The following is a 25,621-nucleotide window of genomic DNA, read 5'->3' as shown; positions in this document are numbered from 1 at the left end:
TTGAATTTCTTTACCTATCATTTAAAATTGAATAAGTTGTTATATGACAACTTTAAACCTTAAACGCTTTTATGGATTTGTAGAGAAAATAGAACCATTTGCAATTAATGCTCTTCTGTTCATTTTCAGGATATCTCTTACCCATTCTGCGAAGTCTTCAGGTTGTAAAACTTTGTCTGGATTTCCGTCTGTAAGTCCACCCTGGATGCTCATATCTGAAGCAATTGTACTTGGTGTCAAGGTAATCACACGGATATTCTGTTTTCTCCATTCTGCCATCATAGATTGAGACAAAGAAACTACGGCAGCTTTTGAAGCGGCATAAGCAGACATATTTGGACCTCCTTTTAATCCTGCAGTAGAAGCTACGTTTACGATATCTCCTTCCCCTTTAGCTTTCATAAATGGATGAACTGCCTTTGCAGCATAATACACTCCGAATAGGTTAGTTTTAATCACTTGCTCCCATGTTTCAGAAGGCATATCTTCAATGCTTCCGAAGTCACCGATTCCTGCATTGTTCACAAGGATATCTACTCCGCCTAATTTTTCAGCTAAAGTTTCAATTCCCGCTTTTACAGCTGCTTCATCATCAATAGAGAATATTGCATAAGCTGAATTTACTCCTAATTTCTGAATTTCATCAACTGTATTTTTAAGATTTTCTTCGTTTCTTCCTGTAATGGCAACGTTTACTCCTTCATTTGCCAAAGCTAAAGCTACGGCTTTACCTAATCCTCTTCCACCACCTGTTACAATGGCATTTTTTCCGTTTATATTCATAGTAGTAATACTTTTATGATACAAAGTTACGAAAGAACATTTTTATGATGTGGAAAGAATAAATATTTAATAGTTTTTTAATGGTTTTAGATCGTTACAAACATTTAAGTAAAATATAAGTCGAGATGTATACTCTTAAGAAGCACACTTAGGCTTATGAAAATTTAAAATTTTCATCAAAACACAAAACCGGCTCATGATGAACCGGCTTCAAAATCTAAAAAAAGTATAGTAAAAAAATGAAAACTTAAGGAATCTGGATAGCGTTCTGCGTTTCAAATTCTTCTGATGCTGAGAACTGATTTCCATACATATCTGTGGCTCTGACCTCAACTTTATGTTTTCCCAGTGTTAATTTTTTAGGGAAATCTGCTTCCCAGATATGTTTTGACATTTCAGGGTTGGAAGGTCTTCTTCCTTCAAGAATTTTCTCTGTTGTATCCCATTGGAAGACAGAAAGGGCAAAATTCGGATCTATGGTTTCGTCATATCCCATTTCCTCCCATTTTCCGTTGTCTATTCTGTATTCTACTTTGTCTTTTTTGCTTCCCATAAAGAAATTAGCCAAAATTTTTGCTGAGGTTTTTGAAGGGAACGGAATTACTTTCGGAACATATAATTTGATTTGATAATCGTCCGGTTTTCCGGCTGTTTTGTACTTTACTTTATATTGATTATCGTTAAAACTGATGAATGAATATCCTTTTGCCGTTCCGTCTCTCATCGTTGAGGTAGGTAACCCTTCTTCGTTCGGAGTTCCTGAATACCAGTCTCCGCAAGTGGTACCAACGTTGTATTCATGCAATTCTTTTATACCATTCCAACCTTCTTTTTTCCCGTAGAAAATCTGTTGCTGAATATGTGTATGTGCTGATAAAAGCAATACATTCTGGAAAGGGTTCAGGAAATCGAATAATTTCTGACGGTCTGCATTTCTGAAACTGTCTTCGTTTTGATGTTCCAGCGGAATATGGAAAGAGATGACGATCAGTTTGTTTTTATCTACCAATTTAAGATCATTTTCTATAAACTGAAGCTGATCTTCACGGAAACCACCCCAGTACCCTTTTCCGTCTCTTGGATCGGGATAAAGAATATCATCAAGGATAATGAAATGTACATTACCATAATTAAAAGAGTAATTGGCGGGACCGAAATTAGATTCAAAGGTTTCATCTGAAAGTTGATCTTCTTTTGCATCATAATTCATGTCGTGGTTTCCCATCACATTATACCAGGGTAACCCTACTTCTTTCATCACGTCTGCGTAAGGTTTCTGTAGGCTTAAGTTGTCTCCAACAAGGTCACCTAAACTGATTCCCAATACCGCATTTTTCTTAGTATTTTTAACTTCATTTACAATTCCTCTTCTGAAGTAATCCAATTCTTTTTCTGTGTAAGGCTGCGGATCTCCGAACACCAGAATATCGAAAGTTTTATTTTCAATCTGTTTGTATAATGGAAAATTCAATTCTTTGGGAAGATTTCCTGTTGGAGCTACTCCTTTGTATTTGAAATCTGCCGGAGAACCTTTTGGTTTATGATGGTAATAAAATTGAGGAAGATTATTACTATTCAAAGCGGTTTGGTATCCTGACGGTTTGATAACAAAAATGGTCTGATCTTCCTGAACAGGTAAGCTGTAACGTCCGTTTTTATCAGTCAATACGACCTGAACACCATTGGAAACAGCAACTCCTTCGATTCCCTTTTCGCGGTTTTCTTTCTTTTGGTTTTTATTAGTGTCTTCGAATACATATCCTGAGACAGAAGATTGTGAGAATGCCATTGCGGAAACCAGCATACATGGCATTAAAAGTTTTATATTGATACTCATTTTTTATTTTTTTGTTATTGAATTTATTTACTCCACCACACTTTTACATTGATATTATCACCGCCCATTTGCTGAACTGCGTCCTGATAATTTTCCGGGTTTAAAACTCTTGAGTTGGGAGGATACATTAATCTTTGAGGAAGATTTCCGTCATTTAAAAGTCCGCCGTTATTTGGAAGCTCAGGGAATCCGGTTCTTCTTTTTTCAAACCATTGCTGCTGATCTACAAAGAAAAGAGCGATGTATTTCTGAAGCATAATTTTCTTCATTCCACCTTCTCCGTATGCCACCACAGGATTATCGAAATAATTTGCAGGCACTACGGTTCCCCATTGTTCTACAGAGGCTCTTACTCCATTTTCATAGTATGTTTTTGCACTTCCCTGAATAATTCCTTTAAAAGCAAGCTCGGCAAGCGTAAACTGAAGTTCTGCGTATGGATACACAAAAATTTTTAGAGGAGCTTTGGCAAGAGCCTGATTGAAATTGGATGGCTGAACATTAAATACTGTTCCGAAAGCGTATCCTGACGGTGCTCCGAAATAACCGATATTATTTCCTTTTAAATCTTTTGCCTGAGTAAAAAACATAGGACCACGTGGATCATTATTGGCTTTCAAAGCATTTAAAAAGAATTCTGAAACGGCTCTTCCTGTTGTAAAATCTTGATATCTTGCTATAGGAGGCATCAATGGAAAAATCCCTGTAATATCCACTTTTACACCGTCTGTATTATTTTGGAAAATCGGATAAACGGTAGGGTTATTCATGATCTCCTGAATTCTTTCTTTTACGTTTACTTCTCCGTCTTTGTTTAAAATCCTTGTTAAAAGCCTCAATGAAAGAGAATTACAGAACTTTTTCCAATTGATAATTCCGTTGACGTCTGTATCTGCCTTGAAGAATAGATCTCCTCCGGTAAGGGTTTTATTGACAAAAAGAGAGTTTGCTGCTTTTAAATCGTCTAATAACTGGATATAAATATTTTTCTGCTTATCAAATCTAGGCTTCATGATCATCCCGTCTAGGTTTGAAGCTTGTGAAAAGGGAATATCTCCATAGGTATCCGTCAGATTAGAATAGATCCATGCATTCAAAACCATTGATATTGCCAGGTAGTTTTTATCACCTTCTGATGTAGCTGCCTTTTTAAGGTCATCAACCTGCTTCAACCATCGGTAAGAGTTGTTCCAGAAGCCATTTCCTGTATTTTCTGTCACGTAATAACGACTTAATGAATTTCCCTCGCTTGGAAAATCCAGAGAGACCTGCATAATATCAAAGGTAAAATCGTTTGCTCTGTTGTATCCCACAGCTGCCATATTATACTGAATAGGAACCAGTAAAGCACTGGCTACAGGCTCATTTATCCGGCTTGTGTCTTTATTGATTTCATCAAGATTTCTGTCGCAAGAAACAATGCTGCTTACAAGGGCAAGGAATGAACATATATAGATTAGTTTTTTCATTTTTTCTGATTTTTAGAATTTAACATTTAACTGAATTCCCACGGTTCTTGCCTGAGGCAATTGCCCCATTTCAACTCCCGGCACAATGGTAGAATCATCCAATGTAGCTGCTTCCGGATCGAATAATGGGAACTTGGTCCACATCCAAAGGTTTCTTCCGAATAAAGCAAGGGTGATATCGGTAACTTTTAAAGGTTCAACAATGGATTTAGGGAAAGAATAAGAGATTCTTGCATCTCTCAGCTTAATGAATGAGGTATCAAATGAATTGGTTTCCACATTGGCTCTTCTGTAATAATCTCCATAATAACTGGAAACGGAAACTCCTTTTGTATTAGGTGAAAAACTTCCGTCAGGATTCTGAACGACACCCTGTCCTACGATCAAACCACCCGGATTGTCTCTTCCAGCCAATGTATGGGTAAGTTTCCCTTGTTCAGACATCTTATGATGAGAGTGTGAATATGCCATTCCTTTATATTGTCCGTCAAAGGAGAAACTAACAGAAATATTTTTATATCTAAATTCATTTTGAAGACCTGCTCTCCATTTTGGATAAGCGTTTCCTATTTTATTGACATCTGTTGATTTTAATGTTAATCCATCTTTATCATAAACTACCTGCCCGTCTGGTGAATAAACTAATCCTGCTCCGTAAATATCTCCTAATGAACCTCCGACTACAGCATTATAAAACACTACACTTCCTACACTTCCCATGGTATAAGGTTTTCCCTGGAATTCTTCAGGAAGGGAAAGGATTTTGTTTCTGTTCATAGACCAGTTGGCATTCACGTTCCATGAGAAATTTTTATTCTTGATTGGATAGACATTCAAAGTCATTTCAATTCCTCTGTTTCTTAACTCTCCGGAATTGATAATCCTTTTGTTGTAACCTGTTTCGTATAACATTGGGATAATAACAGATTGGTCTTTAGAATTGTTCTGATATGCAGTAAAATTGAATGTCAGTCGGTTTTTAAGAACTGTAAAATCCATTCCTCCTTCGATATTGGTGATCATTTCCGGTCTAAGATTCGGATTCTGGAATAGTAAAGGAGATTCTACTGACCCCACAAATGAGCTGTTTTCATAATACTTATCAAGCATATAAGTGTAAGTATCATTTCCTACCTGGGACCACGATAACCTCAGCTTCCAGAAGTTTAATTGATCTGATTTTATTTTAAAGATATCAGAAAGAACAAAAGATGATGCTACTGATGGATAAAAATACGATCTATTCTGACTAGGTAATGTACTACTCCAGTCGTTTCTTGCCGTCACATCCAGGAATATCATGTCTTTATAGCTCAAGTTTGCCAATGCATAAACACTATTTACCTGCTTATCGTTTGGTTTTGGCAGCTTATATTCCACTTGTATCCCATTAGAAAGCTGGTAAAGCCCTACTTTATTCAGTCCGTTGGCTCTGTAATCATTCATGGTGTATTCATGATATCTGATGTTTCCTCCGGCAGAAGCTGTGAATCCAAGGTTTCCAAATTTATTTTTATAGGTAAATAATACATCGTTATTCAGATCCATGTATCTGATATGTTGTTCTCTGTAGAAGCCTTTCGCGTAATTTGCAGAGCTCCACGGTCTTCTTTGGGTACGAAGTTCATTGTTCCATTCCAATCCGGTTTTATAAACTACATCAAGGTTTTTTGCCAGCTGGTAACTGATATTAATATTTCCTGTAATCGTTTTTTTATTGGTTCCGTTCAGGTTTTCATAGGCAATCAGATAAGGGTTATCAATGTAAGAGCTGAAAGGGTGAACCTGCTCAAGCTGTTCTTGTCCTTTTTTCCAGATAGGTTTATACCAAGCCAAATCTACGTTCGGATTCTGAAAAATCATGAAATATGAGATTGATTGGTTGTTGTATCCTGTTGCCGGAAGATTATCACTTTTAGTCTGACTAAAGTTCATCTTGGTTCCTATTTTCAATCTGCTGCTTAGCTTATGATCTAAAGACAATGCAGCACTGAATCTGTTGAAACCTGTATTAGGCATCATCCATTCATTTTTCAGATAAGTAAGTGAAGTTCTGAAAGCTGTTGTTTCATTGGAATGTTCTATTGCAAAACTGTTTGAATAATTGGAACCTACCTGCCAGAAATCTTTGATATTGTTGGTATAAGGTCTCCAAAGCTGTCTTTCTGTACCCTGCGTTTCTATGGTTGGGTCGTATTGGAAATAGTATTGCCCTGCAAACTTAGGTCCGAAAGCACTACTTGTAGAGCCTGTATTGATTCCATCAACAGAGTTTCCGTATGAATAGTAATAATTTCCGTTTTTATCTTTCTGCTGGGTTCCCTGTCCGTATTCATATTGATAATCGGGCCATTTAAGAACGGTATCATAACTTGAATATGAATTGAAGCTGATCTGAACTTTTCCTTTTTTACTTTTCCCGGATTTCGTAGTGATCATGATTGCTCCCCTTGAACCTCTTGAGCCATATAATGCTGCTGCCGTAGGTCCTTTCAGAATAGAGATGGATTCAATATCATCAGGGTTAATACTATTGAAGCTGTCTCCGTAATCAATAGGTAGGTCACCTCCTGAACCAGCTCCGTATGCGGATGTTCCGGTTCCGGTTTTATTTCCACTCAAAGGAACGCCGTCTACAACAATCAGAGCATCATTATTTCCCATGTTCATGGAAATGTCTCCACGAAGCGTGATACGGGTTGTCCCCAATGGTCCTGCTCCAGCCGTCTGAATTTTCAGACCAGCCACTTTCCCTTCTAAAGCCTGTGCCCAGTTATTGTTTTGGGTTCTCAGAATTTCTTCAGATTTAACAGTCTGGGTGGCATATCCTAATGATTTGTCCTGCCTTTTGATTCCCAAAGCAGTTACTACTACTTCGTCAAGTCCTTTGATTGTGTCTTTTTTAGCTTTCTGCTGAGCCGTTAGGGTGGCACTGAAAAATCCTAACAGCGACAAAACCAACAACTTTTGTGTCTCTTTACGCATTTCCTTTTTGTTTGCGCAAAATTAAACAGACATTATGGGTATGGTTTTAACAATATTTTAACATTAATTAAATATTTATTGAATAGTATATTAATTTATCCTTAACAACATTACATACAATACTGATAAACAAACCTTTAAGCAATTAAGTATTTTTAACAGTATTTTAGCGTTTTATTTGCTTATATTTATTGTCTTCACTTGAGATAATAAAACATAAAATACTAATTAGCAATATATTACAACTTTCAAAAGTATTTAAAAATCTATTTAGCTACTTTAAATGGGGATTTTGGTATAAAAAATACCGTCTGTCCCTATAAAGAGACAGACGGTAGATTATGTTACTGAAGAACCATCCTGTCAAAAATTCTTTGAATTTTTGACACCCCTCCAAAGGATGGGAATGTTTAGTCCTTCGTTTGTAATATTAGCTTGAGTGCTAAAATTCTTTACTTGTTTTTCAATTGCTCAGGAATGTTGGTTGTTACAAATCCTATTCCCTGATTTTTTAACTCATCGTAGATAGCAGGATCGTTTACTGTCCATGAATTGGTGATAAGCCCCAATGCTTTTGCTTCAGCAATCCATGTTGGGTTCTTTTGGAAAACGCTGTAGTGGTAATCCATACCATCTAACCCTTCTTTTTTGATCTGCTCCGGTGACAGTTCTCCATTCAGATACTGAACCTTAAATGCTGGTGCCAGTTTTTTGATCTCTTTACAGATATTAAGACTGAAAGAAATAAATTCACTTTGAGACTCCAGTTTCATATCCTTGATCATTTTAATCGTCTTTTGAGTGATTTCGTTTTCTATTTCAGGTGTTTTGGCTGGTTTAATTTCTACAATCAGCTTTACGGAAGAATCTTTTTTACCTTGTTTCAGATAATCTTTTAAAGTTGGGAACTTTTCACCGTTTGATAACCTCAAAGCTTCCAATTCTTTGAATGATGTTTCGGAAATTTCCATTTTACCGTGGTGTTCATCATGATTGATGACCAATATTCCGTCTTTAGTCATTCTCACGTCAAATTCAGAACCGTATACTTTAAGTTTCTGAGCATTTTCTAATGATTTTATAGAATTTTCCGTGGTTGGAGGCTGAGCCTGGAAGTATCCTCTGTGTGCAATGATCTGGGTTTGTGCTTTCATCAAAACTGTACTTAAAACTGCTAACCCTAAGATAAAATTTTTCATAATATAAATTAGATAATTAAAACAAAGTCCTGAAACTTTTGATAAAGGTAGTTATTATAATTTAAGCCTACAGGACATCTTAAAAAACATAAACCACAAAAGGGTTGGGATCTTTAATGAATATTTGATCTTGCCTTTTGTGGTTTAAAATATTTAGAACAGATTAAAAACTATATTTTGCTCCAATCTGAATCTGATATGGATTTCCTGATAGAGGAGCTAAACCGCTGGTATTCTTAACATATTCAAACTGTCTGGTATCCGGATTGAATTTTGTTATTCTGTACAGCGACATATTTCCGTAAGACTTATTTACGCCCCATTCTTTATTCAATAAATTAGCAACGTTGAAAATATCTACAGATAATTCGAATGCTCCAATTTTATCAAATTTGATTTTCTTGGCTACACGTACATCCCAAACCCCATAGAATCCGTTTTTACCGCCGTTACGTTCTGCTATTTTATTGTTATAATCCGTGATATAATCTTTTAAAGCTTTACCTACTTCCGGATCGTTCAATAACGGTTGAGTCAGGTTAGGGAAAATGTAAGCAAGGTCATTAGAATCAACAAAATCTCCATTGATATTTCCTCCTGCTGTTACAGAGAAACGTGTTCCTCCGATTCCTGAGTATCTTAATCCTAAAGTGAATCCTGCAATCGTAGGCGAGTTACCATAGATAACTACTTTATTACGGAACTGGTTATCAGAATAAGTCATTCTCAGGTTTCTTGGATCACTCTGGATCATCGTAGATAATGTTGCAGAGTTGGCTACGTTTCCGTTATAAGAAGTATTATCTTTAATATCAGACCATGTATAACTTGCTGTGATTTCTCCGTCTTTCCAGTAACGGTAACTTGTGTCTACGACCCATGAAAACTGGTTTACTTTACCATCACTTACCAACTCCAGTACTCTTCCGAAATTATTATTGATTCTTCCTTTTTTCCAGTCAAAACTTACACTGTTCCCATTATTGGTAATGCTACCTGCCGGAACGAAAACACCTCTTCCGCCTTCATTATCCAATGTGAAGAACGGGTCTACCTTCATATTACGGTCATAGTAGTAATAATTGTTTCTTCCCAAAGCCATATATCCTGCAATTCCTGCTCTGAATCTTTCATTGAAGAAGTGAGTATAGGAGATATTCGCTTTATACACAATTGGGATTTTAGCATCTTTCCCTGTATAGTTGATCGTAGGAATCTGATACTGAGATAGTGTAGGAATACTATTATAATCATTTCTATAATTGTTGAAATCCGGGAACGGAACATCTTTAGCAGTTACATCTACTGTAGCAAGATGTTTTCCATCGAATACAAGGTTGTTGATGATCATATAATTATTAATATCTGAAGAGAATACTCCGGCACCAAACTTCAGGAAATCTTTATTTCCTTCGTTGATATTCCATTCAAACTGGAATCTAGGCTGGATAACAAATGATTTGATCTTGTTATCCGTTCTGATCCCCATCTCATCATATAATTTCTGATTGAATTCAGCTTTCGGATAACCGCCATAGTCTAATCTAATCCCCGCCATCAAATCAAGACCTTTTGCAATTTTAGTCTGGAACTGCCCGTATACCCCAAGATTCCAGATATTAGATCGTACTGAAGGATCAGCCATTAAAGGAACCTCTCTGTAAAATCTATAAGGTGTCATCTTATCAAAATTATCCATTCCCTGGAAATGAAATCTTCCGTTCACTTCACTTCCGTAGATTGATTTTGCTGTGGTATACATTAAATCAGCACCAAAAGTATATTTTACCTTATCTGTATTGTAGTATAAGTTATCTACAATCTGGAATACATTATTTCTAAAGCTTTCCTGTGCAAAACGATGTCCTCCGATCTGGATACTGGTAGCTCCCAGCCCTGGGGTTGTCACACTTTCAACAATAGCTCTCGGAACCGGTCTTCCTAATTCATTATTCTGATAGCTGTCCTGGAAAGTATATAAATACTGAGCTTTTAATTCATTGGTTAAATTAGGCTGTAAATTTGATCTTAAGGTTAATAATAAACTGTTATCAAGGTTTTTATCATTTCCATAAGACTCAAAGAAGTTGATACTTGTATTATCCCCTAATCCATTTTTATTAAGGTCATACGTGAAATTATTTCTTAATGTCAATAAATGTTTTTCATTGATCTGCCAGTCTAAACGTACAAATGCAGCATCAGAGTTTCTCACTTTGTCAAAACTTCCGAACTGAGGACCGCTCCCTACCCCATATTTTGACCTTGCAATATCAAGGAATGTATTAAGGGTTTGTGTATTTATATTAAGTCTTTTCTCATCTTCAGGCGATTTGATATCTGCAATTAGCAATGGTCTTGAATCCAACTGATGATCCCATGCGACAAAGAAGTGTAATTTATTCTTAATGATAGGTCCTCCTAATGAGAATCCGAATTGTGATGTAGAGAAATCATTCACTCTCTTATTTCCTCTGATGTCGTATGGACTGGAAAGCCAGTTTGCTCTCAGATATTCCCAGGCACTTCCTGAAAATTTATTGGTACCTGATTTTGTAACGGCACTTACCGTTCCACCACCACTTCTTCCCAATGTTACATCATATTGATTGGTAGTAATTTTAAATTCTCGTACAGCTTCAATAGAAATAGAGAAAGGTGCACCACTTCGGCTGGTAGTAGCTCCGGCAGAAGTTGGGTTTTTGGCAGTCATCCCGTCAATCGTGAAGTTGGTAGAAGAACCAAGCTGCCCGGAAAGATTTCCTCCTTTACCGCTTAAAGGTGAGAGTTCAGTAAGATTGGCGAAGTTTCGTCCGTTTACCGGAAGAATTCCGATATTTTTTGCAGAAATAGCTGTTGCTGCACCAAGGTTACCAATTTTGTTCTTCAAGTTTCCTGTAATTTTCACCTCTTCAATACGGTTTTCTCCGCTTCCTCCAAGATCCATATTTACCGTCACCTGATCTCCGAAGTTCACATTGAAACCTTCTTTCTTATCCTCATTTACAATTACGGTGTAAGGTCCTCCCAGCGGAATCTCTTTAAAGATATACTCTCCTTTTGAGTTCGTCTCCGTTTCCGTTCTGAATCCTGTAGATTCGTTTACGATCGTAACTTTCACTTTTTCCTGAGCCGAACTTCCCGGTCCAGTTACTTTTCCTACAATGGAAGCCTGCGTGGTCTGTGCATAAGCCATTGTTCCAAGCCCTAAAAACAATAACCCCAGTACAATCTTTACTTTTCTCATTTCTTACAATTAGATGTGCAAAGGTATCCTGACTTTGCAGGCTGGCTATTTAAGGGAGTTTTAACATTTTTTTAATTAAATTGGAACGTTATATTAAATTACTTTAAACATATATTTTATTTCTTACAGAACCAGACTATTAAAGTGTGTTACGGATTTTTAATTTACCTGTAATATTTAATTATATTATTTTATAAATGAAATTATTTTAAACCTTTTATTATAATTAAGTTTATTTACATAAGCTCACTAAAGAATTTTTGTAATGCAGAGGTTGCTAGGATTTTTATGATGCTATTAATTTTATACGTTTACAAAGGTGTTAGTACTCAGCAAGGAAAATTCTGGATATATTATTGAATAGAATGGATTTATAAAACGGAAATAATAGTAAAGAAATTCTTAAAAAACCGGTTCTATTTCTTTCGTTTTAAAATTTTGATTCCGAATTCACGTTACTTTAGTTATTTTTGCTTAAAAGATATAAAACCGATGTCTGAAAACATTCAACAAAAAATAGAACAGCTCCGTAAGGAACTGCATCAACATAACGAAAACTATTACCTTCTGGACACTCCTACCATTACAGATTATGAATTTGATATGCTATTGGAGGAACTTCAGGATCTTGAAGCAAAGCACCCTGAATTTTATGATGAAAACTCCCCTACTATGCGTGTAGGAGGTGGAATTACAAAGGTTTTCCCTACAATTCAGCATAAATTCAGAATGTATTCCCTGGATAATTCCTACGATTTTGATGATCTGGAAGACTGGGAAAAAAGAATTATCAAAACCATTGACGAACCTGTAGAATTCGTTGCCGAACTAAAGTATGACGGAGCTTCTATCTCTATTCTTTATGAAAACGGAAAGCTTACTCAGGCGGTAACCCGTGGTGATGGCTTCCAGGGAGATGAAATCACACCGAATGTCCGTACTATTTCAGATATTCCTTTAACATTGAAGGGTGATTTTCCAACTCATTTCTTTATGCGTGGTGAAATTTATTTAACTCGAAAAAACTTTGATAAGCTTAATAAACTTCGTGAAGAGGAAGGTTTAGATCCATTCATGAATCCAAGAAATACAGCAAGTGGAAGTTTGAAGATGCAGGACAGTGCTGAGGTAAGAAAACGCGGACTTTCTTCTGTTTTGTATCAGTTTATTTCTGAAGAGGTTCCAGCAGATACTCATTGGGAGTTACTTCATAAGGCACAAGGCTGGGGATTCAAAACGTCTCAACAGGCAAAGCTTTGTAAAACGCTGGATGAAGTAAAGGAATTCATCACTTTCTGGGATACAGAACGCCATAATCTTCCTTTCGAAATTGATGGTATTGTTTTAAAAGTAAACTCTTTACAGCAACAAAGACAGCTTGGATATACTGCTAAATCTCCACGTTGGGCGATGGCTTATAAATTCAAAGCTGAAAAGGTAGAAACTGAACTTCAAAGTGTTTCTTATCAGGTCGGAAGAACGGGAGCAATTACTCCGGTTGCCAATTTGAAACCTGTTTTGTTGGCAGGAACTATTGTCAAAAGAGCTTCTCTGCATAATGAAGATATCATCAAAAAGCTTGACCTTCATGAGCATGATTTTGTGTATGTAGAAAAAGGAGGTGAGATCATTCCAAAAATCGTTGGCGTAAACACGGATAAAAGAACTGATGAAAGCAGAGAAATAGAATATATCAAACATTGCCCTGAATGTGCAACCGAATTGGTAAAAATTGAAGATCAGGCAATCCATTTCTGCCCGAATGAACTTCACTGCCCACCACAGGTTGTAGGAAGAATGATTCATTATGTTTCCAGAAAAGCTCTGAACATTGAAAATCTGGGAAGTGAAACCATTGAACAGCTTTACAGAGAAAAACTGATTGAAAACCCTGCTGATTTCTATGTTTTAACGAAAGAACAACTTCTTCCGCTGGAAAGAATGGCTGAAAAGTCTGCACAAAATATCATCTCGGGAATTGAAAAATCAAAGGAAATTCCGTTTGAAAAAGTATTATACGGAATCGGAATTAAACATGTGGGAGAAACCGTTGCCAAGAAGCTGGTCAAGAACTTTCCAACTATAGAAGAACTGAAAAACGCTTCTGTAGAAGAACTTTGCCAGGTAGAAGATATTGGTGCTAAAATTGCGGTAAGCATCGTTGAATTCTTCGAAAATTCTGAAAATATCCTGATGATTGAACGTTTAAAATCTTATGGTGTACAGCTTGAAAAAGGTGAAAATACCAATGAAGTTTTATCGAATGTTCTTGAAGCAAAAACCTTTTTATTTACAGGAAAATTATCATTGTTTACAAGAGAACAGGCTGAAGAAATGGTAGAAAAGCATGGTGGAAAAAATATTTCTGCTGTATCTAAAAACCTGAATTATCTTGTAGTAGGTGAAAAAGCAGGAAGCAAGCTGAAAAAGGCTCAGGACATCGGAACCATCACTATTTTGGATGAGCAACAGTTTCTGGATTTAATTGAAAAGCAATAATTTATTAAAGATTATCCTTATTATAAAAAAGACTGCAGAAAGTTCTGCAGTCTTTTATTTTTCTAACCTTTTAAGTTTATAGAATTACCTATTTGAATACAAGAATACTATAAGGCGTACTTTGATTTTCTTTTGGAAGAACCATTCTTATATGCTGCTTTCCTTTATAATAATCTACATATGGCTCTTTGGTAATGGTTTTACCTTTTTCTGTTTCTTTATATCCTCCTCTTTGTAAGGCCTCCATATATTTTTTATAATCATCCAAATTATTGAATTCGAATTCAATTCTGTTTTGAGATTTGTCTTTAATATATTCGAATTTGCTCAGCTTAAACTTGTAAGTAGGATGTTCATATTCATTTAGGACGAAATCAGCACTTTGAGTTTTATCACTAAGCTTAAAATTCATCTTTTTCACCTCATTCTGAAATTCTGTCATTCCCATTTTATTGTAGCTGTCCAACATTTCAATCACAAGACTCTGACCGAAAACCTGAGTACTTAATGAGATAAAAAATAATAATGCTAATAAAGGTAAAGTTCTTCTCATTTTATAATTTTTAATTTAACAAATATAAAGAATAAGATATAAATAGATGCTAATTTTTTATTTTTATAAGCCAATAATAATGATATTCTTATTTTTTATAATTTTCCATTCTTTTTTATGCTCGTTGAAAGAAAAAATATGAACAACCTTAACCTTTGCTATATTAAAAGATGAATTTTACGCTACCGGCAATCTGAAGAAGAAAGTACTTCCATTATTCAAAGCACTTTTCACTCCTATTTCTCCGTTTTGTTTTTCTATAAAGTTCTTTGATATTGCCAAACCAAGACCTGTTCCGTTCTGATGCTCGCCAGGAACCTGAAAATAACGGTCAAAGATCTGACGATGATATTTTTCATCAATTCCACTTCCTGTATCTATAATGCTGAACTGGACAAAAGATGCTTGTCTTTCCACTACAATTTGAATATTTTCATCCTGAAAAGAATGTTTTACGGCATTGGTAAGGAAATTATTTATTACCCAAACTGTTTTATCAAAATCCGCTACTACGAAGTCTGTATCTTCCAAAAGATATTCTGTACTAATTGAAATATTCTTTTGCTCTGCGAGCTTTTCAACGTTTTTCACTGCTGACTGCACCATTTCTTTTGGTGAACATTTTTCAACAGTCAATCGTATATTTCCAGATTCTACCTGTGAGAGATTGAGAAGTTCCCCTGTGATATCCAACAGGCGCTGCCCATCCTCATTGATACTTTTCAATAATTCCTGCTGCTGTTCGTTCAACTCACCAAATTTCTGATTCCCGAGTAACTGAACACCCATTTTTATAGCAGAAATCGGAGTTTTAAGCTCGTGGGAAATGGTTGCAATAAAATTTGTTTTAGCAAAATCAAGCTCTTTGAAAGGGGTGATATTTCTAAGCAGAATCACTTTACCAATGTATTTCTTTTCCTTTTCTCCAGTTTTTACAATATTGATGGGAACAATATCCTGTTCAAAATAGTTTTCTTTATTATCACGAACAATCTTAATGGGATCTTTTACAGGATGGTCAATATTTTTCAGCAATTCCCGCATCAGATCGTTATTTATAGCCACTTCATGAGCTGTTTTTCCGATGATATCCTCCTTATGAAGATTGGTAATTTTTAATGCTTCATCATTGATCATGTAGATAAAATGGTTTTCATCCAACCCTATCACTGCATCATGCATATTGTTTACCAGTGTTTCGATGCGTTTTTTCTCCATCAGCTGCTTGGAAAGATTACTGCTTTCGTATTCCTGAAGTTTTTCCGCCATTACATTAAACGATTCTGCAAGGCTGCTAAACTCTTCGCTTCCCTTAAAATGAACTCTTTCATTATAGTTTTTATTGGCAATCTGTCTGATACTGAACGTCAACTGATCAATAGGCTCTGCGATAGTCTGAGGGAGATTGAAAAGCAGGATAAAAGCAATCAGAAAACAAACGGTTCCCAGGCTGACAATCCAGAAAGTGGCATTACCAGCTGTAATGATAGCAATATCGCTTTTTCTTTCAATCCCTTTCATATTTAAGGACATAATCCTTGCAAGATCTTCCCGAATCAGTTTTTCTTTATGAGAATTAGATTCCTTTAAATAGCTGTTGAAATGCAGGTTCAGGTTTTGTGTAGCTTCTTTTTCTCCAAATTCTGTAAGGTTTTTTTCCTGCAATCGGTTATTCTTCTGAAAATCGGCAATAGCAACAGCGCTGTCTGTACTTATATGATCCAGTGCAAGAAGCATATTTTTAGAGAACTCCAGACTATTATAATTTGCTGTAAGGATCTTTTCAGTATCGGACTTTAATTTATTGATATACACAGAACCTATCACTGAAAGCAAAACGATCAGTAAAAATAATAGACCAACGCCTAATGTAAGTTTTGTTTTAAGTTTCATTTTATGATAAAATAATAATATCTATCTGTCTTTCATTCAGTCTGTTCATCAAGGTATAGATCCAGCTATATCCAAATAATCTTTGCCATAGCTTTGCATGTGGTTTTCCGATACAGACTGTGGTGATATTGTGAGCAATTACATATTCCAGAATTCCATCATGAACGCTATTCTCTTTGATCCGGACTACTTTGGCTCCCAATTCCTGTGCTAAATTAAAATTATTAATCAAATACCGTTGTTTGTCCAACGCTATTTTTTCAGGATTTTCGGAAGGTTTCTGGATATACAAAACAGTCCATGGACTATTATAATAACTCGCCAGTCTTGCCGTTTTTCTGATGATTGTTTTCGCTATTTTTTCATTACTGCTGATGCAGGCAAGGAATTTTATGGGTTTAAAATTTTCAGTTTTAATCTCAGTTTCCACTTTTCTCTCAACATGGGTAGCCACTTCTTTTAATGCCAGCTCACGAAGCTGCAAAATATGACCACTTTGAAAAAAATTGCTGAGCGCCGTCTGAATTTTCTCTTTTTTATAAATCTTTCCTTCTTTTAATCTGGTTAAAAGTTCATCAGCAGTAAGATCAATATTCACTACTTCATCAGCAAATGCAAGAATTTTATCGGGAACTCTTTCGGCAACTTCAACGCCTGTTATTTTCTTTACTTCTTCATTCAGGCTTTCAATATGCTGAATATTCATAGCGCTGATCACGTTGATTCCATTGTCCAGGATTTCCAGAACGTCCTGCCATCTTTTCTTGTTCTTGGAGCCTTCTACATTGGTATGTGCTAACTCATCCACTAAAACAACTTCAGGATGTTCATTAATGATTGCCTGAAGATCCATTTCCTCAAGGTTTTTTCCTTTATAGAAAACTGATTTTCTTTCAATCTCCGGAATTCCTTCTACAAGAGCTACCGTTTCTTCCCTATCATGGGTTTCTATATATCCGATCTTTACATCAATGCCGTTTCTTAAAAGGGAATGTGCTTCCTGAAGCATCCGGAATGTTTTCCCAACACCTGCGCTCATCCCGATATAGATTTTGAATTTCCCTTTCCGGGATTTTTGGATGAGTTCTAAAAAATGTTTTGCTGATGACATTGATTTTATTCTTTTTAATTTTACTTTAAACACTTTTCACTGTGGTTAAACTGATTATTAAAACCAGGCTGCAAGACTTGTTGTAATAAAGAAGTTCCCTTGTTTCAATCCATCATTTTTTACAAAAATGGCATCTTTAGCAGTAAAACCTCTTGCTTCTGTACGGAAAACCACATTTTTAAAGATCGCATAATCTACATTCAGAGAATATCCGAAAGTCTGGAATCCATTAGGAGTTCCCGTACTGATAATCACTCCGTTCTTATCATTATAATATTCTAATCTTCCTGCCAGCGCCCATTTATTGTCAATCTGATATTTCGCCTGAATGTTTGGGCTATACCAGATGTTATATTGCTCACTTCCTTTGGTTTTCTGCTCTGCACCAATATCAAATCCTAGTAAAGCAGAAAACTTTTCTGTCAACTGAAAGCTTCCGTACAGATCGTGAAAATAACGCATTTTCTTTTCTTCTTTTGCTTTATCATTTCCAATGAATGAGCTGCTGTTCAGAGTAATTTTATCATTAGGCTTATAAGTTACCTGATGCCCAAAAGAAATACTTTGATTTCCTTCCGCTTTTGCAATACGTTGCCAACCATTTAAAACCAATCCGCTTACAAACCATTTACCATTATCTGAGGTATAAGAGATTTTTGCTCCTGTTTCAAAATAAGGCGAATTTTCAGCAGCAAAGCTTCTTGTAAGATTAATATTATCTTTCCCAATGGCACTTTCCCAACCTATGTGTGAAGGCATTATCCCTGCATCAATCCATAAGTTTTTATTTTTTGAAATCTTAATTCCTACATTTGCTTCATTAATGTATCGTAGAGCTCCCTGCTCTGCTACCATATTATCCTGTGCGTAGGTTCCTCCCATTAGGGCTAGGTTGGCACGAAGATTTTCACTCTGATAATTGGCTTTAATAAGTCCAAGGTTAAGATTCAGTTCATTATGTCTGTTATATGAGTAGAGGAAATTCTGACGGAGATGATTTCCCGGCTCATTAAAATCATAGGTATAAAAAAGTTCTGCATATGCGGAAAAAGTAACTTTATTTCCTATTTTTAATGAGTCTGATGATTGTGCTTTGGCAAAAAAAATTCCCAATACAGCACCTATAGCTAGATATTTTTTCACGTTTATTTTGAGTTATCTGAGTGCATGACAGAAAGTATAAGTTACGTTTTTTAAAACCATTAAGAAAGAATTAAGTAATTAAGAAAATGAAAGATTCATAGGTGAATTATAAGTGATAATATTTCGAAAAAGTAGATTCTCTTATAACTTAACTCCTTCAATGTTCTTAATGGCTCTATTCATCTAACAATATTTATAAATTCTGCCGTGTTATGATTTAAAATTATTTTAATTGATCTAAAGCAATATTAAGCTTCAGTACATTTACTTTTGACGGACCTAAAAGTCCCAAGAATGGTTTCTCCGTCTGGTTCTTGATTAAAGTATTAATTTGCTCTTCGGAAACATTTCTCACCTTGGCAATTCTCTTTGACTGATATAATGCTCCTTCTTCTGAAATATCAGGATCCAGCCCGCTTCCACTGGCTGTAGCAAGTTCTACAGGTACTTTCGTATCTTTCATTTCAGGGTTTTGCATTCTTAAAGTATCAATTCTTTTCTGTACAGTTTCAAGATATTCTTCATTGCTTGGTCCCTTATTACTTCCTCCACTTCCTGCAGCGTTATAGTTTACTGAAGATGGACGCCCGTGAAAGTATTTTTCAGATTTAAATTCCTGTCCGATATTGGCGTAAAATTTCTGTCCTTTATAATTAATGATCTCTCCATTTCCTTCTGTAGGCAATACTTTCGATCCTCCGTAGACGATGACTAAATAAATTCCTACTACCGCAAGCATTACAAAAGTCAGTCTGAATGCTGAAACAATATGATTTTTCATTTTTAAAATTTTAATAGAATAAACTAATCAGTACATCAATGATCTTGATTCCAATGAATGGAACTATCACACCGCCCAAACCATAGATCAAAAGGTTTCGTCTTAATAATGCACTGGCTCCTATAGGTTTGTAAGCCACTCCTTTTAATGCCAATGGAATAAGGAAAGGAATAATCACTGCATTGAAAATAACGGCAGATAATATTGCTGTTTCCGGGCTGTGAAGGTTCATGATATTCAATTTCTGAAGTGACGGAATGAATGTGATGAAAAGTGCCGGAATGATTGCAAAATACTTCGCCACATCATTCGCAATACTGAACGTCGTTAAAGTTCCTCTCGTCATCAGCAGCTGTTTCCCGATTTCTACAATTTCGATCAGTTTTGTAGGGTCGTTATCAAGGTCTACCATATTTCCGGCTTCTTTTGCTGCCTGAGTTCCACTGTTCATCGCTACACCTACATCTGCCTGAGCCAATGCCGGAGCATCATTTGTACCATCTCCCATCATCGCAACCAGCTTACCTTCCTGCTGTTCTTTTTTGATGTAATTCATCTTGTCTTCAGGTTTAGCTTCGGCAATGAAATCATCTACCCCAGCTTTTTCTGCGATAAATTTTGCAGTCAAAGGATTGTCACCTGTAACCATTACTGTTTTCACTCCCATTTTTCTCAGTCTCTGAAAACGTTCCTGGATTCCGGTTTTAATGATATCCTGAAGTTCAATAACACCCCATACTTTTTCATTAACGGCAACTACAAGAGGGGTTCCTCCGTTTTCAGAAATTTTAGTGACTGCATCCTGGGTTTCCTGTGGGAAGATATTCCCGGCTTTTTCAGTCAGTTTTTTTATCGTGTCATAAGCTCCTTTTCGGATTCTTGTATCTTCAAAATCGATTCCTGAAGTTCTGGTTTCAGCTGTAAAGTCAATGTAAGTAGGATTTGGAACTAATAGATCCTGTTGTTTTAACTGGCTAAGTTCAATAATAGATTTTCCTTCCGGAGTTTCATCAGCAACAGAGCTTAAAGCAGAAGCTTTAATAAAATCTTCAAGTTTAATTCCGTTTGCAGGATGAAATTGAGTTGCTTTTCGGTTCCCGATCGTAATTGTTCCCGTTTTATCAAGTAATAAAACATCAATATCTCCCGCTGTTTCTACTGCTTTACCACTTTTAGTAATCACGTTTGCTCTTAAAGCTCTATCCATTCCTGCAATCCCAATTGCAGAAAGCAATCCTCCAATTGTTGTCGGGATAAGACAAACGAAGAGTGAAATAAATGCGGCAATAGTAATCGGAGTCTGCGCGTAGTCAGCAAAAGGCTTTAAAGTTAAAGTAACAATAATAAATGTAAGGGTAAACCCGGCTAATAATATGGTTAATGCGATTTCGTTAGGTGTTTTTTGTCTTGAAGCTCCTTCTACAAGAGCAATCATTTTATCAAGAAAGGATTCACCAGGTTTTGTTGTTACTTTTACTTTAATTCTGTCTGATAATACTTTCGTACCTCCTGTTACAGAACTTTTATCACCTCCGGCTTCACGAATTACGGGAGCACTTTCTCCTGTAATGGCAGATTCATCAATGGTTGCAAGTCCTTCGATGATTTCTCCGTCCATTGGAATCTGATCACCAGCTTCACAAAGGAAGATATCACCAAGCTTCATTTCTGCTGACATTTTTAGAGCTGTTTCTACCTGAAATCCGGGTTTGTTATCTACTACAAGTTTTGCTGGTGTTTCTTCACGGGTTTTTCTCAAAGTATCTGCCTGCGCTTTTCCTCTTGCTTCTGCAATAGCTTCTGCAAAATTGGCAAACAAAACCGTAAAGAATAAAATGATAAACACTAAAAAGTTATAAGAGAAACTTCCCTGGGTTTTATCACCGGTTAAACTGAACATGCTTACAATAAACATGACCACCGTTCCTATTTCTACCAGGAACATTACCGGATTTTTAAACATAATTTTCGGATTCAGTTTTACGAAAGACTGCTTGATCGCTTCGTTTACCAAATCTCTTTGAAATAATGTTTGTGATTGATTTTTCATTTTTTTGAAAGAGTTTATATCATTATCAATAATAACCATCAAGGGCAGCCAAATGAATAGAAATGGATTATATTAAAGTGAACGTTTCAGTAAGTTTTTGAGTGCTTCTTAACTTTCAGCTTCCTTAATGGTTGAATATTGATTTTAATTTTTAATGTTCACAATTTATTTAGAGAAATACTGTATCTGTTCTGCAATAGGTCCAAGTGTCAACGCCGGGAAGAAGGACAATGCAGCAATAAGCAGGATAACCGCCAGCGTCATGAAACCAAATGTTGCCGTATCCGTTTTCAATGTTCCTGAGCTTTCCGGAATGTATTTCTTCTGAGCTAATAATCCGGCAATCGCTACGGGACCAATGATTGGGATAAATCTTGAAAGAAGCAAAACAATTCCTGTTGAAATGTTCCACCAAGGGGTATTATCTCCCAGTCCTTCGAATCCAGAACCGTTATTGGCTGAAGAAGAAGTGAATTCATACAACATTTCACTGAAACCATGGAAACCAGGATTGTTCAATGTTTTTGCTCCAAATTCAGGTAAATAAGCAGTTAATGCAGTTCCTACAAGAATTAAAAATGGATGGAATAATGCTACGATCATAGCAATCTTCATTTCTTTTGCCTCAATCTTTTTACCCATGAATTCCGGGGTTCGCCCTACCATTAAACCACTGATGAATACAGCCAGAATGATAAAGATGAAATAGTTCAGAATTCCTACTCCACAGCCACCATAGAAACAGTTGATCATCATGGCAAGCAGTTCATTCATCCCTGAAAGAGGCATTGTACTATCATGCATAGAGTTTACAGAACCTGTAGAAATTACTGTTGTTGCAATACTCCAATAGCCTGATGCAGCACTACCGAAGCGGATTTCTTTACCTTCCAGAGCACCTAAACTACTATCTGCACCCATTTTTGTAATTAAAGGATTTCCTCCTGTTTCATTGACAATATTCGGAACTGCAAGCGCTAGAAAACCTACGGTCATTACAGTAAATATTACCCATGACAGTTTTCTTTTATTCAGATAAAAACCAAGTGCAAAGACCAAAGCGAAGGGAATGATCATTTGAGTGATCATCTCTGTCATATTTGTTATATAATTCGGATTCTCAAGCGGGTGTGCCGAGTTTGCTCCAAAAAATCCACCACCATTGGTTCCTAAATGTTTAATGGCAACAAAAGCAGCTACCGGACCTCGGGAAACATCTGCTTTCTGACCTTCCAGTGTTGTTATATGGTCTTTACCTTCAAAAGTCATCGGGCTTCCGTTCATTGAAAGGATAAAAGCAACGATAATACTTATCGGAAGTAAAATTCTGATCATAGATCTGGTAAAGTAGTCATAGAAGTTTCCTAGCTCTGTCGCTGTTTTTTCTTTGAATGCTTTGAAAAGAACCGCCATAGCTGCCATTCCTGTCGCCGCTGTTACAAATTGTAAAAACATCAGATAAAGCTGACTTAAATAACTCACTCCCGTCTCTCCTGAATAATGCTGCAAATTACAGTTAACCAAAAATGAGATGGTTGTATTAAAAGCCAGATCAGGAGCCATATTAGGGTTTCCGTCCGGATTTAAAGGTAACCACGCCTGTGTCATTAGGAGAATAAATCCTATAATAAACCAAACCAGGTTAATCGTCAGCATGGCATACATATTCTGCTTCCAGTTCATCTGACGGTTGGGATTAATTCCCGCAATTTTATAAATTATCTTTTCAAATGGACTAAAAATCGGGTCCAGAAAAGTCTTTTTGTATCCATAGACATTAGCAATGTATTTACCTAAAAATATTCCGATGACTAATGTAATAGCAAACATTGCTATGATGCCTAAAATCTCTGTATTCATGATGGTTTAAAATTTTTCAGGTTTCATTAAAACATAACAGATATACACGAAGGCAAGTATTGAAAGGAAAAATAAACTCCACATAATTTTATATTCTATCAAAAAATTCAACTGATTTATATAAAAGCCAGAACAATACTGCAAACAGCAGAATCAAACTTATAAGCATCATATTTTTATTAATAAGGTTAAAAGTGTAAACAATACATACGATACAATCAGCAAACTAAAAGTGGAATGCTCCCGTTTTTTAAACGTTTTTCTTGAAATTGTCATTTTTAAATATTTTATTCAGATACTATATGCCAAAAGAAATTCCAATCTAAAAACAAAGAATGTAACATACTTAAAAACAATACATTACACAAAACAATCAACCTGTATAAAAACAAAAAAGCCTATCAAAATGATAGGCTCTTTATTAAAATGATAATTCTTCTATTTTAATCCGTATTCTTCCAGTTTACGGTATAATGTGGCAATTCCAATCTCCAAAAGTCTGGCTGCTTCAGCTTTATTTCCTTTAGTATATTGTAATACTTTCTGTATGTGTATTTTTTCAAGTGATCTGATACTTAAGGAGTCACTTTCAGAAACAGATTTTTCGGAATAACGAGGTAGGCTGTCAGCATCCAGAATATTATTATCCATTAGAATTAAGCTACGCTCCACAGCATTTCTCAATTCACGGATATTTCCCTTCCAATCATTCTTTTCCAAGGCTTTGTAATATTCAGAAGATACCTGGATTGAAGTCAAATGTAATTTATGAGAAAATATATCAATAAAATTTTTCGCAAGCATTTTAATATCTTCTTTTCTTTCCCTTAAAGCCGGAAGATTTATTTCAAAAACATTTAATCTGAAATACAGGTCTTCCCTGAAATTCCCTTGTTTTATTTCTTGTTCAAGATCTCTATTAGTCGCAGCAATTAACCTAAAATCGGATTTAGAAACCTTTGTTTCACCCATTTTGATAAATTCCCGGGTTTCAAGTACTCTCAATAGCTTTGCCTGAAGTTCTATAGGCATCTCACCAATTTCATCCAGAAACAAAGTGCCGCCATTAGCTTCTTCAATCAATCCTTTTTTATCTTTTAATGCTCCTGTAAATGCTCCTTGCTTATGTCCAAAAAGTTCACTTTCAAGGATCTCCTTACTGAAGGCAGAACAATTGATCGCAACAAAATTATTTTTCTTACGTTCACTTCCTTCATGAATAGCATTGGCAAAAACTTCTTTACCAGTTCCTGTTTCACCTGTTAAAAGAACTGCAGCATCAGTTAATGCAACCTTTTCAGCCAATTTCTTCGAATGTAAAATCAAAGGAGAACTTCCAATAACCTGGTCAAATCCTTTTGCTGTACTTGTAACCTGAATTGTTTTGGATCTATTATCTTTAACCTTTTCCAATGCCTTGTACACCAATGGAATGATCTTCTCGTTATCATCACCTTTCACAAGATAATCGTAAGCACCATTTTTCATAGCCTGTACAGCATCCGTAATATTTCCGAATGCCGTCATCAGAATGATTTCAAGATGCGGATATTTTGTTTTAATCGATTTAATAAGCTCTACACCAAAAGCATCTGGTAATCGGACATCACTCAGCACTACATCAAAATCATATTGCTCCAACATCGTCATTGCAGACCGTGCTGTAGATGCTTCTTTTACATTAAAATTTTCTTGGGAAAGGATCATTCCTAGAAGTTTAAGGAGCTTGATCTCATCATCGATGATCAGAATACTTCCGGACATCATTATTATTTTTGGAAAACTAGTACAAACTTATTGAAATTATTTGAAGAAAGATCACTTATCATAAAAATAAATTCTCTCTTAATTATTATTAGGAGCTATTTCCTGCTATCCACTGATACTCCTCGCTCCTTACTTTCCAACATCTAAGCCTTCAAACTATCCAATGCAACTGCGGGGTAACCGTTACTATCAGGGCTAAGAAGTGAGCAAAAAATTACTCATATTCCCTATTCTCTTTGGTATCAGTGTATTTGAGTATAGAGTTGGGTAAGAGCTATAAGGATTAGGTATAGTTCAAAAAAAAAGTCTCATACATCACTGTATGAGACTTTTAAAAATAAAATAAAAACTGGCGGCGACCTACTCTCCCGCGTTAGCAGTACCATCGGCGCTGGTGGGCTTAACTTCTGTGTTCGGAATGGGAACAGGTGAGCCCCACCGCTA

Annotated in this window: 15 protein-coding genes and 1 rRNA gene; 1 reads left to right on the top strand and 15 read right to left on the bottom strand. The window is 35.9% G+C overall.

The genetic code is table 11. The annotated features are described in order from the left end of the window. Positions 1-69: 69 nt before the first annotated feature. The 6 genes from BBI01_RS04555 to BBI01_RS04530 all read right to left on the bottom strand — a co-directional run bounded on the left by BBI01_RS04555 (position 70) and on the right by BBI01_RS04530 (position 11,520). Entirely contained in the window at positions 70-783 is a 714-nt protein-coding gene (locus BBI01_RS04555; RefSeq protein ID WP_065393512.1) for a 3-ketoacyl-ACP reductase, read from the bottom strand. A gap of 247 nt (positions 784-1,030) precedes the next feature. Beyond that, the gene (locus BBI01_RS04550) at positions 1,031-2,596 is read right to left on the bottom strand and encodes a calcineurin-like phosphoesterase C-terminal domain-containing protein (RefSeq protein ID WP_065393511.1); all 1,566 of its coding nucleotides are present in this window, start codon (positions 2,594-2,596) and stop codon (positions 1,031-1,033) included. Between the two features lie 47 nt (positions 2,597-2,643). Next, positions 2,644-4,089 (bottom strand): SusD/RagB family nutrient-binding outer membrane lipoprotein, encoded by a 1,446-nt coding sequence (locus BBI01_RS04545; protein ID WP_065393510.1) that lies wholly within the window; start codon positions 4,087-4,089, stop codon positions 2,644-2,646. 12 nt (positions 4,090-4,101) lie between these two features. Further along, the gene (locus tag BBI01_RS04540; protein WP_065393509.1) at positions 4,102-7,074 is read right to left on the bottom strand and encodes a SusC/RagA family TonB-linked outer membrane protein; all 2,973 of its coding nucleotides are present in this window, start codon (positions 7,072-7,074) and stop codon (positions 4,102-4,104) included. 452 nt (positions 7,075-7,526) lie between these two features. Further along, entirely contained in the window at positions 7,527-8,273 is a 747-nt protein-coding gene (locus BBI01_RS04535; RefSeq protein WP_065393508.1) for a glycerophosphodiester phosphodiesterase, read from the bottom strand. A gap of 163 nt (positions 8,274-8,436) precedes the next feature. After that, positions 8,437-11,520 carry a TonB-dependent receptor gene (locus BBI01_RS04530; protein WP_065393507.1) on the bottom strand — a complete coding sequence of 1,028 codons (3,084 nt, stop codon included), beginning with the start codon at positions 11,518-11,520 and terminating at the stop codon, positions 8,437-8,439. Positions 11,521-12,012: 492 nt separating this feature from the next. Here BBI01_RS04530 and ligA point away from each other — a divergent pair, with 492 nt between their 5' ends. Further along, a complete protein-coding gene (gene ligA, locus BBI01_RS04525) occupies positions 12,013-14,019 on the top strand; it encodes an NAD-dependent DNA ligase LigA (protein WP_065393506.1) in 2,007 nt (668 codons plus the stop codon). An 88-nt stretch (positions 14,020-14,107) separates the two neighbouring features. Here ligA and BBI01_RS04520 read toward each other — a convergent pair whose 3' ends face one another. The 9 genes from BBI01_RS04520 to rrf all read right to left on the bottom strand — a co-directional run. After that, the gene (locus BBI01_RS04520) at positions 14,108-14,572 is read right to left on the bottom strand and encodes a hypothetical protein (RefSeq protein WP_065393505.1); all 465 of its coding nucleotides are present in this window, start codon (positions 14,570-14,572) and stop codon (positions 14,108-14,110) included. Positions 14,573-14,749: 177 nt separating this feature from the next. Further along, on the bottom strand, positions 14,750-16,465 hold the full coding sequence (locus BBI01_RS04515; protein WP_065393504.1) for an ATP-binding protein: 1,716 nt from the start codon (positions 16,463-16,465) through the stop codon (positions 14,750-14,752). Between the two features lies 1 nt (position 16,466). Then, on the bottom strand, positions 16,467-17,576 hold the full coding sequence (locus BBI01_RS04510) for a histidine kinase (RefSeq protein WP_065393503.1): 1,110 nt from the start codon (positions 17,574-17,576) through the stop codon (positions 16,467-16,469). Between the two features lie 57 nt (positions 17,577-17,633). Beyond that, positions 17,634-18,719: a porin gene (locus tag BBI01_RS04505; protein ID WP_065393502.1), complete on the bottom strand. Its 1,086-nt coding sequence runs from the start codon at positions 18,717-18,719 to the stop codon at positions 17,634-17,636. A gap of 223 nt (positions 18,720-18,942) precedes the next feature. Continuing rightward, positions 18,943-19,500, bottom strand: coding sequence for a K(+)-transporting ATPase subunit C (gene kdpC, locus BBI01_RS04500; protein ID WP_065393501.1), 558 nt, complete (start codon positions 19,498-19,500; stop codon positions 18,943-18,945). A 10-nt stretch (positions 19,501-19,510) separates the two neighbouring features. Beyond that, entirely contained in the window at positions 19,511-21,550 is a 2,040-nt protein-coding gene (kdpB, locus tag BBI01_RS04495; RefSeq protein ID WP_065394121.1) for a potassium-transporting ATPase subunit KdpB, read from the bottom strand. Between the two features lie 165 nt (positions 21,551-21,715). Then, entirely contained in the window at positions 21,716-23,410 is a 1,695-nt protein-coding gene (gene kdpA, locus BBI01_RS04490) for a potassium-transporting ATPase subunit KdpA (protein ID WP_065393500.1), read from the bottom strand. Between the two features lie 438 nt (positions 23,411-23,848). Then, positions 23,849-25,174 carry a sigma-54-dependent transcriptional regulator gene (locus BBI01_RS04485; protein ID WP_065393499.1) on the bottom strand — a complete coding sequence of 442 codons (1,326 nt, stop codon included), beginning with the start codon at positions 25,172-25,174 and terminating at the stop codon, positions 23,849-23,851. Positions 25,175-25,524: 350 nt separating this feature from the next. After that, a 5S ribosomal RNA gene (rrf, locus tag BBI01_RS04480) occupies positions 25,525-25,621 on the bottom strand; the annotation flags it as partial.

Source organism: Chryseobacterium artocarpi (assembly GCF_001684975.1).
GTDB lineage: Bacteria > Bacteroidota > Bacteroidia > Flavobacteriales > Weeksellaceae > Chryseobacterium > Chryseobacterium artocarpi.
The sequence above is the reverse complement of the archived record's forward strand: the minus strand, read 5'-3'. Positions and strand labels throughout refer to the sequence as shown.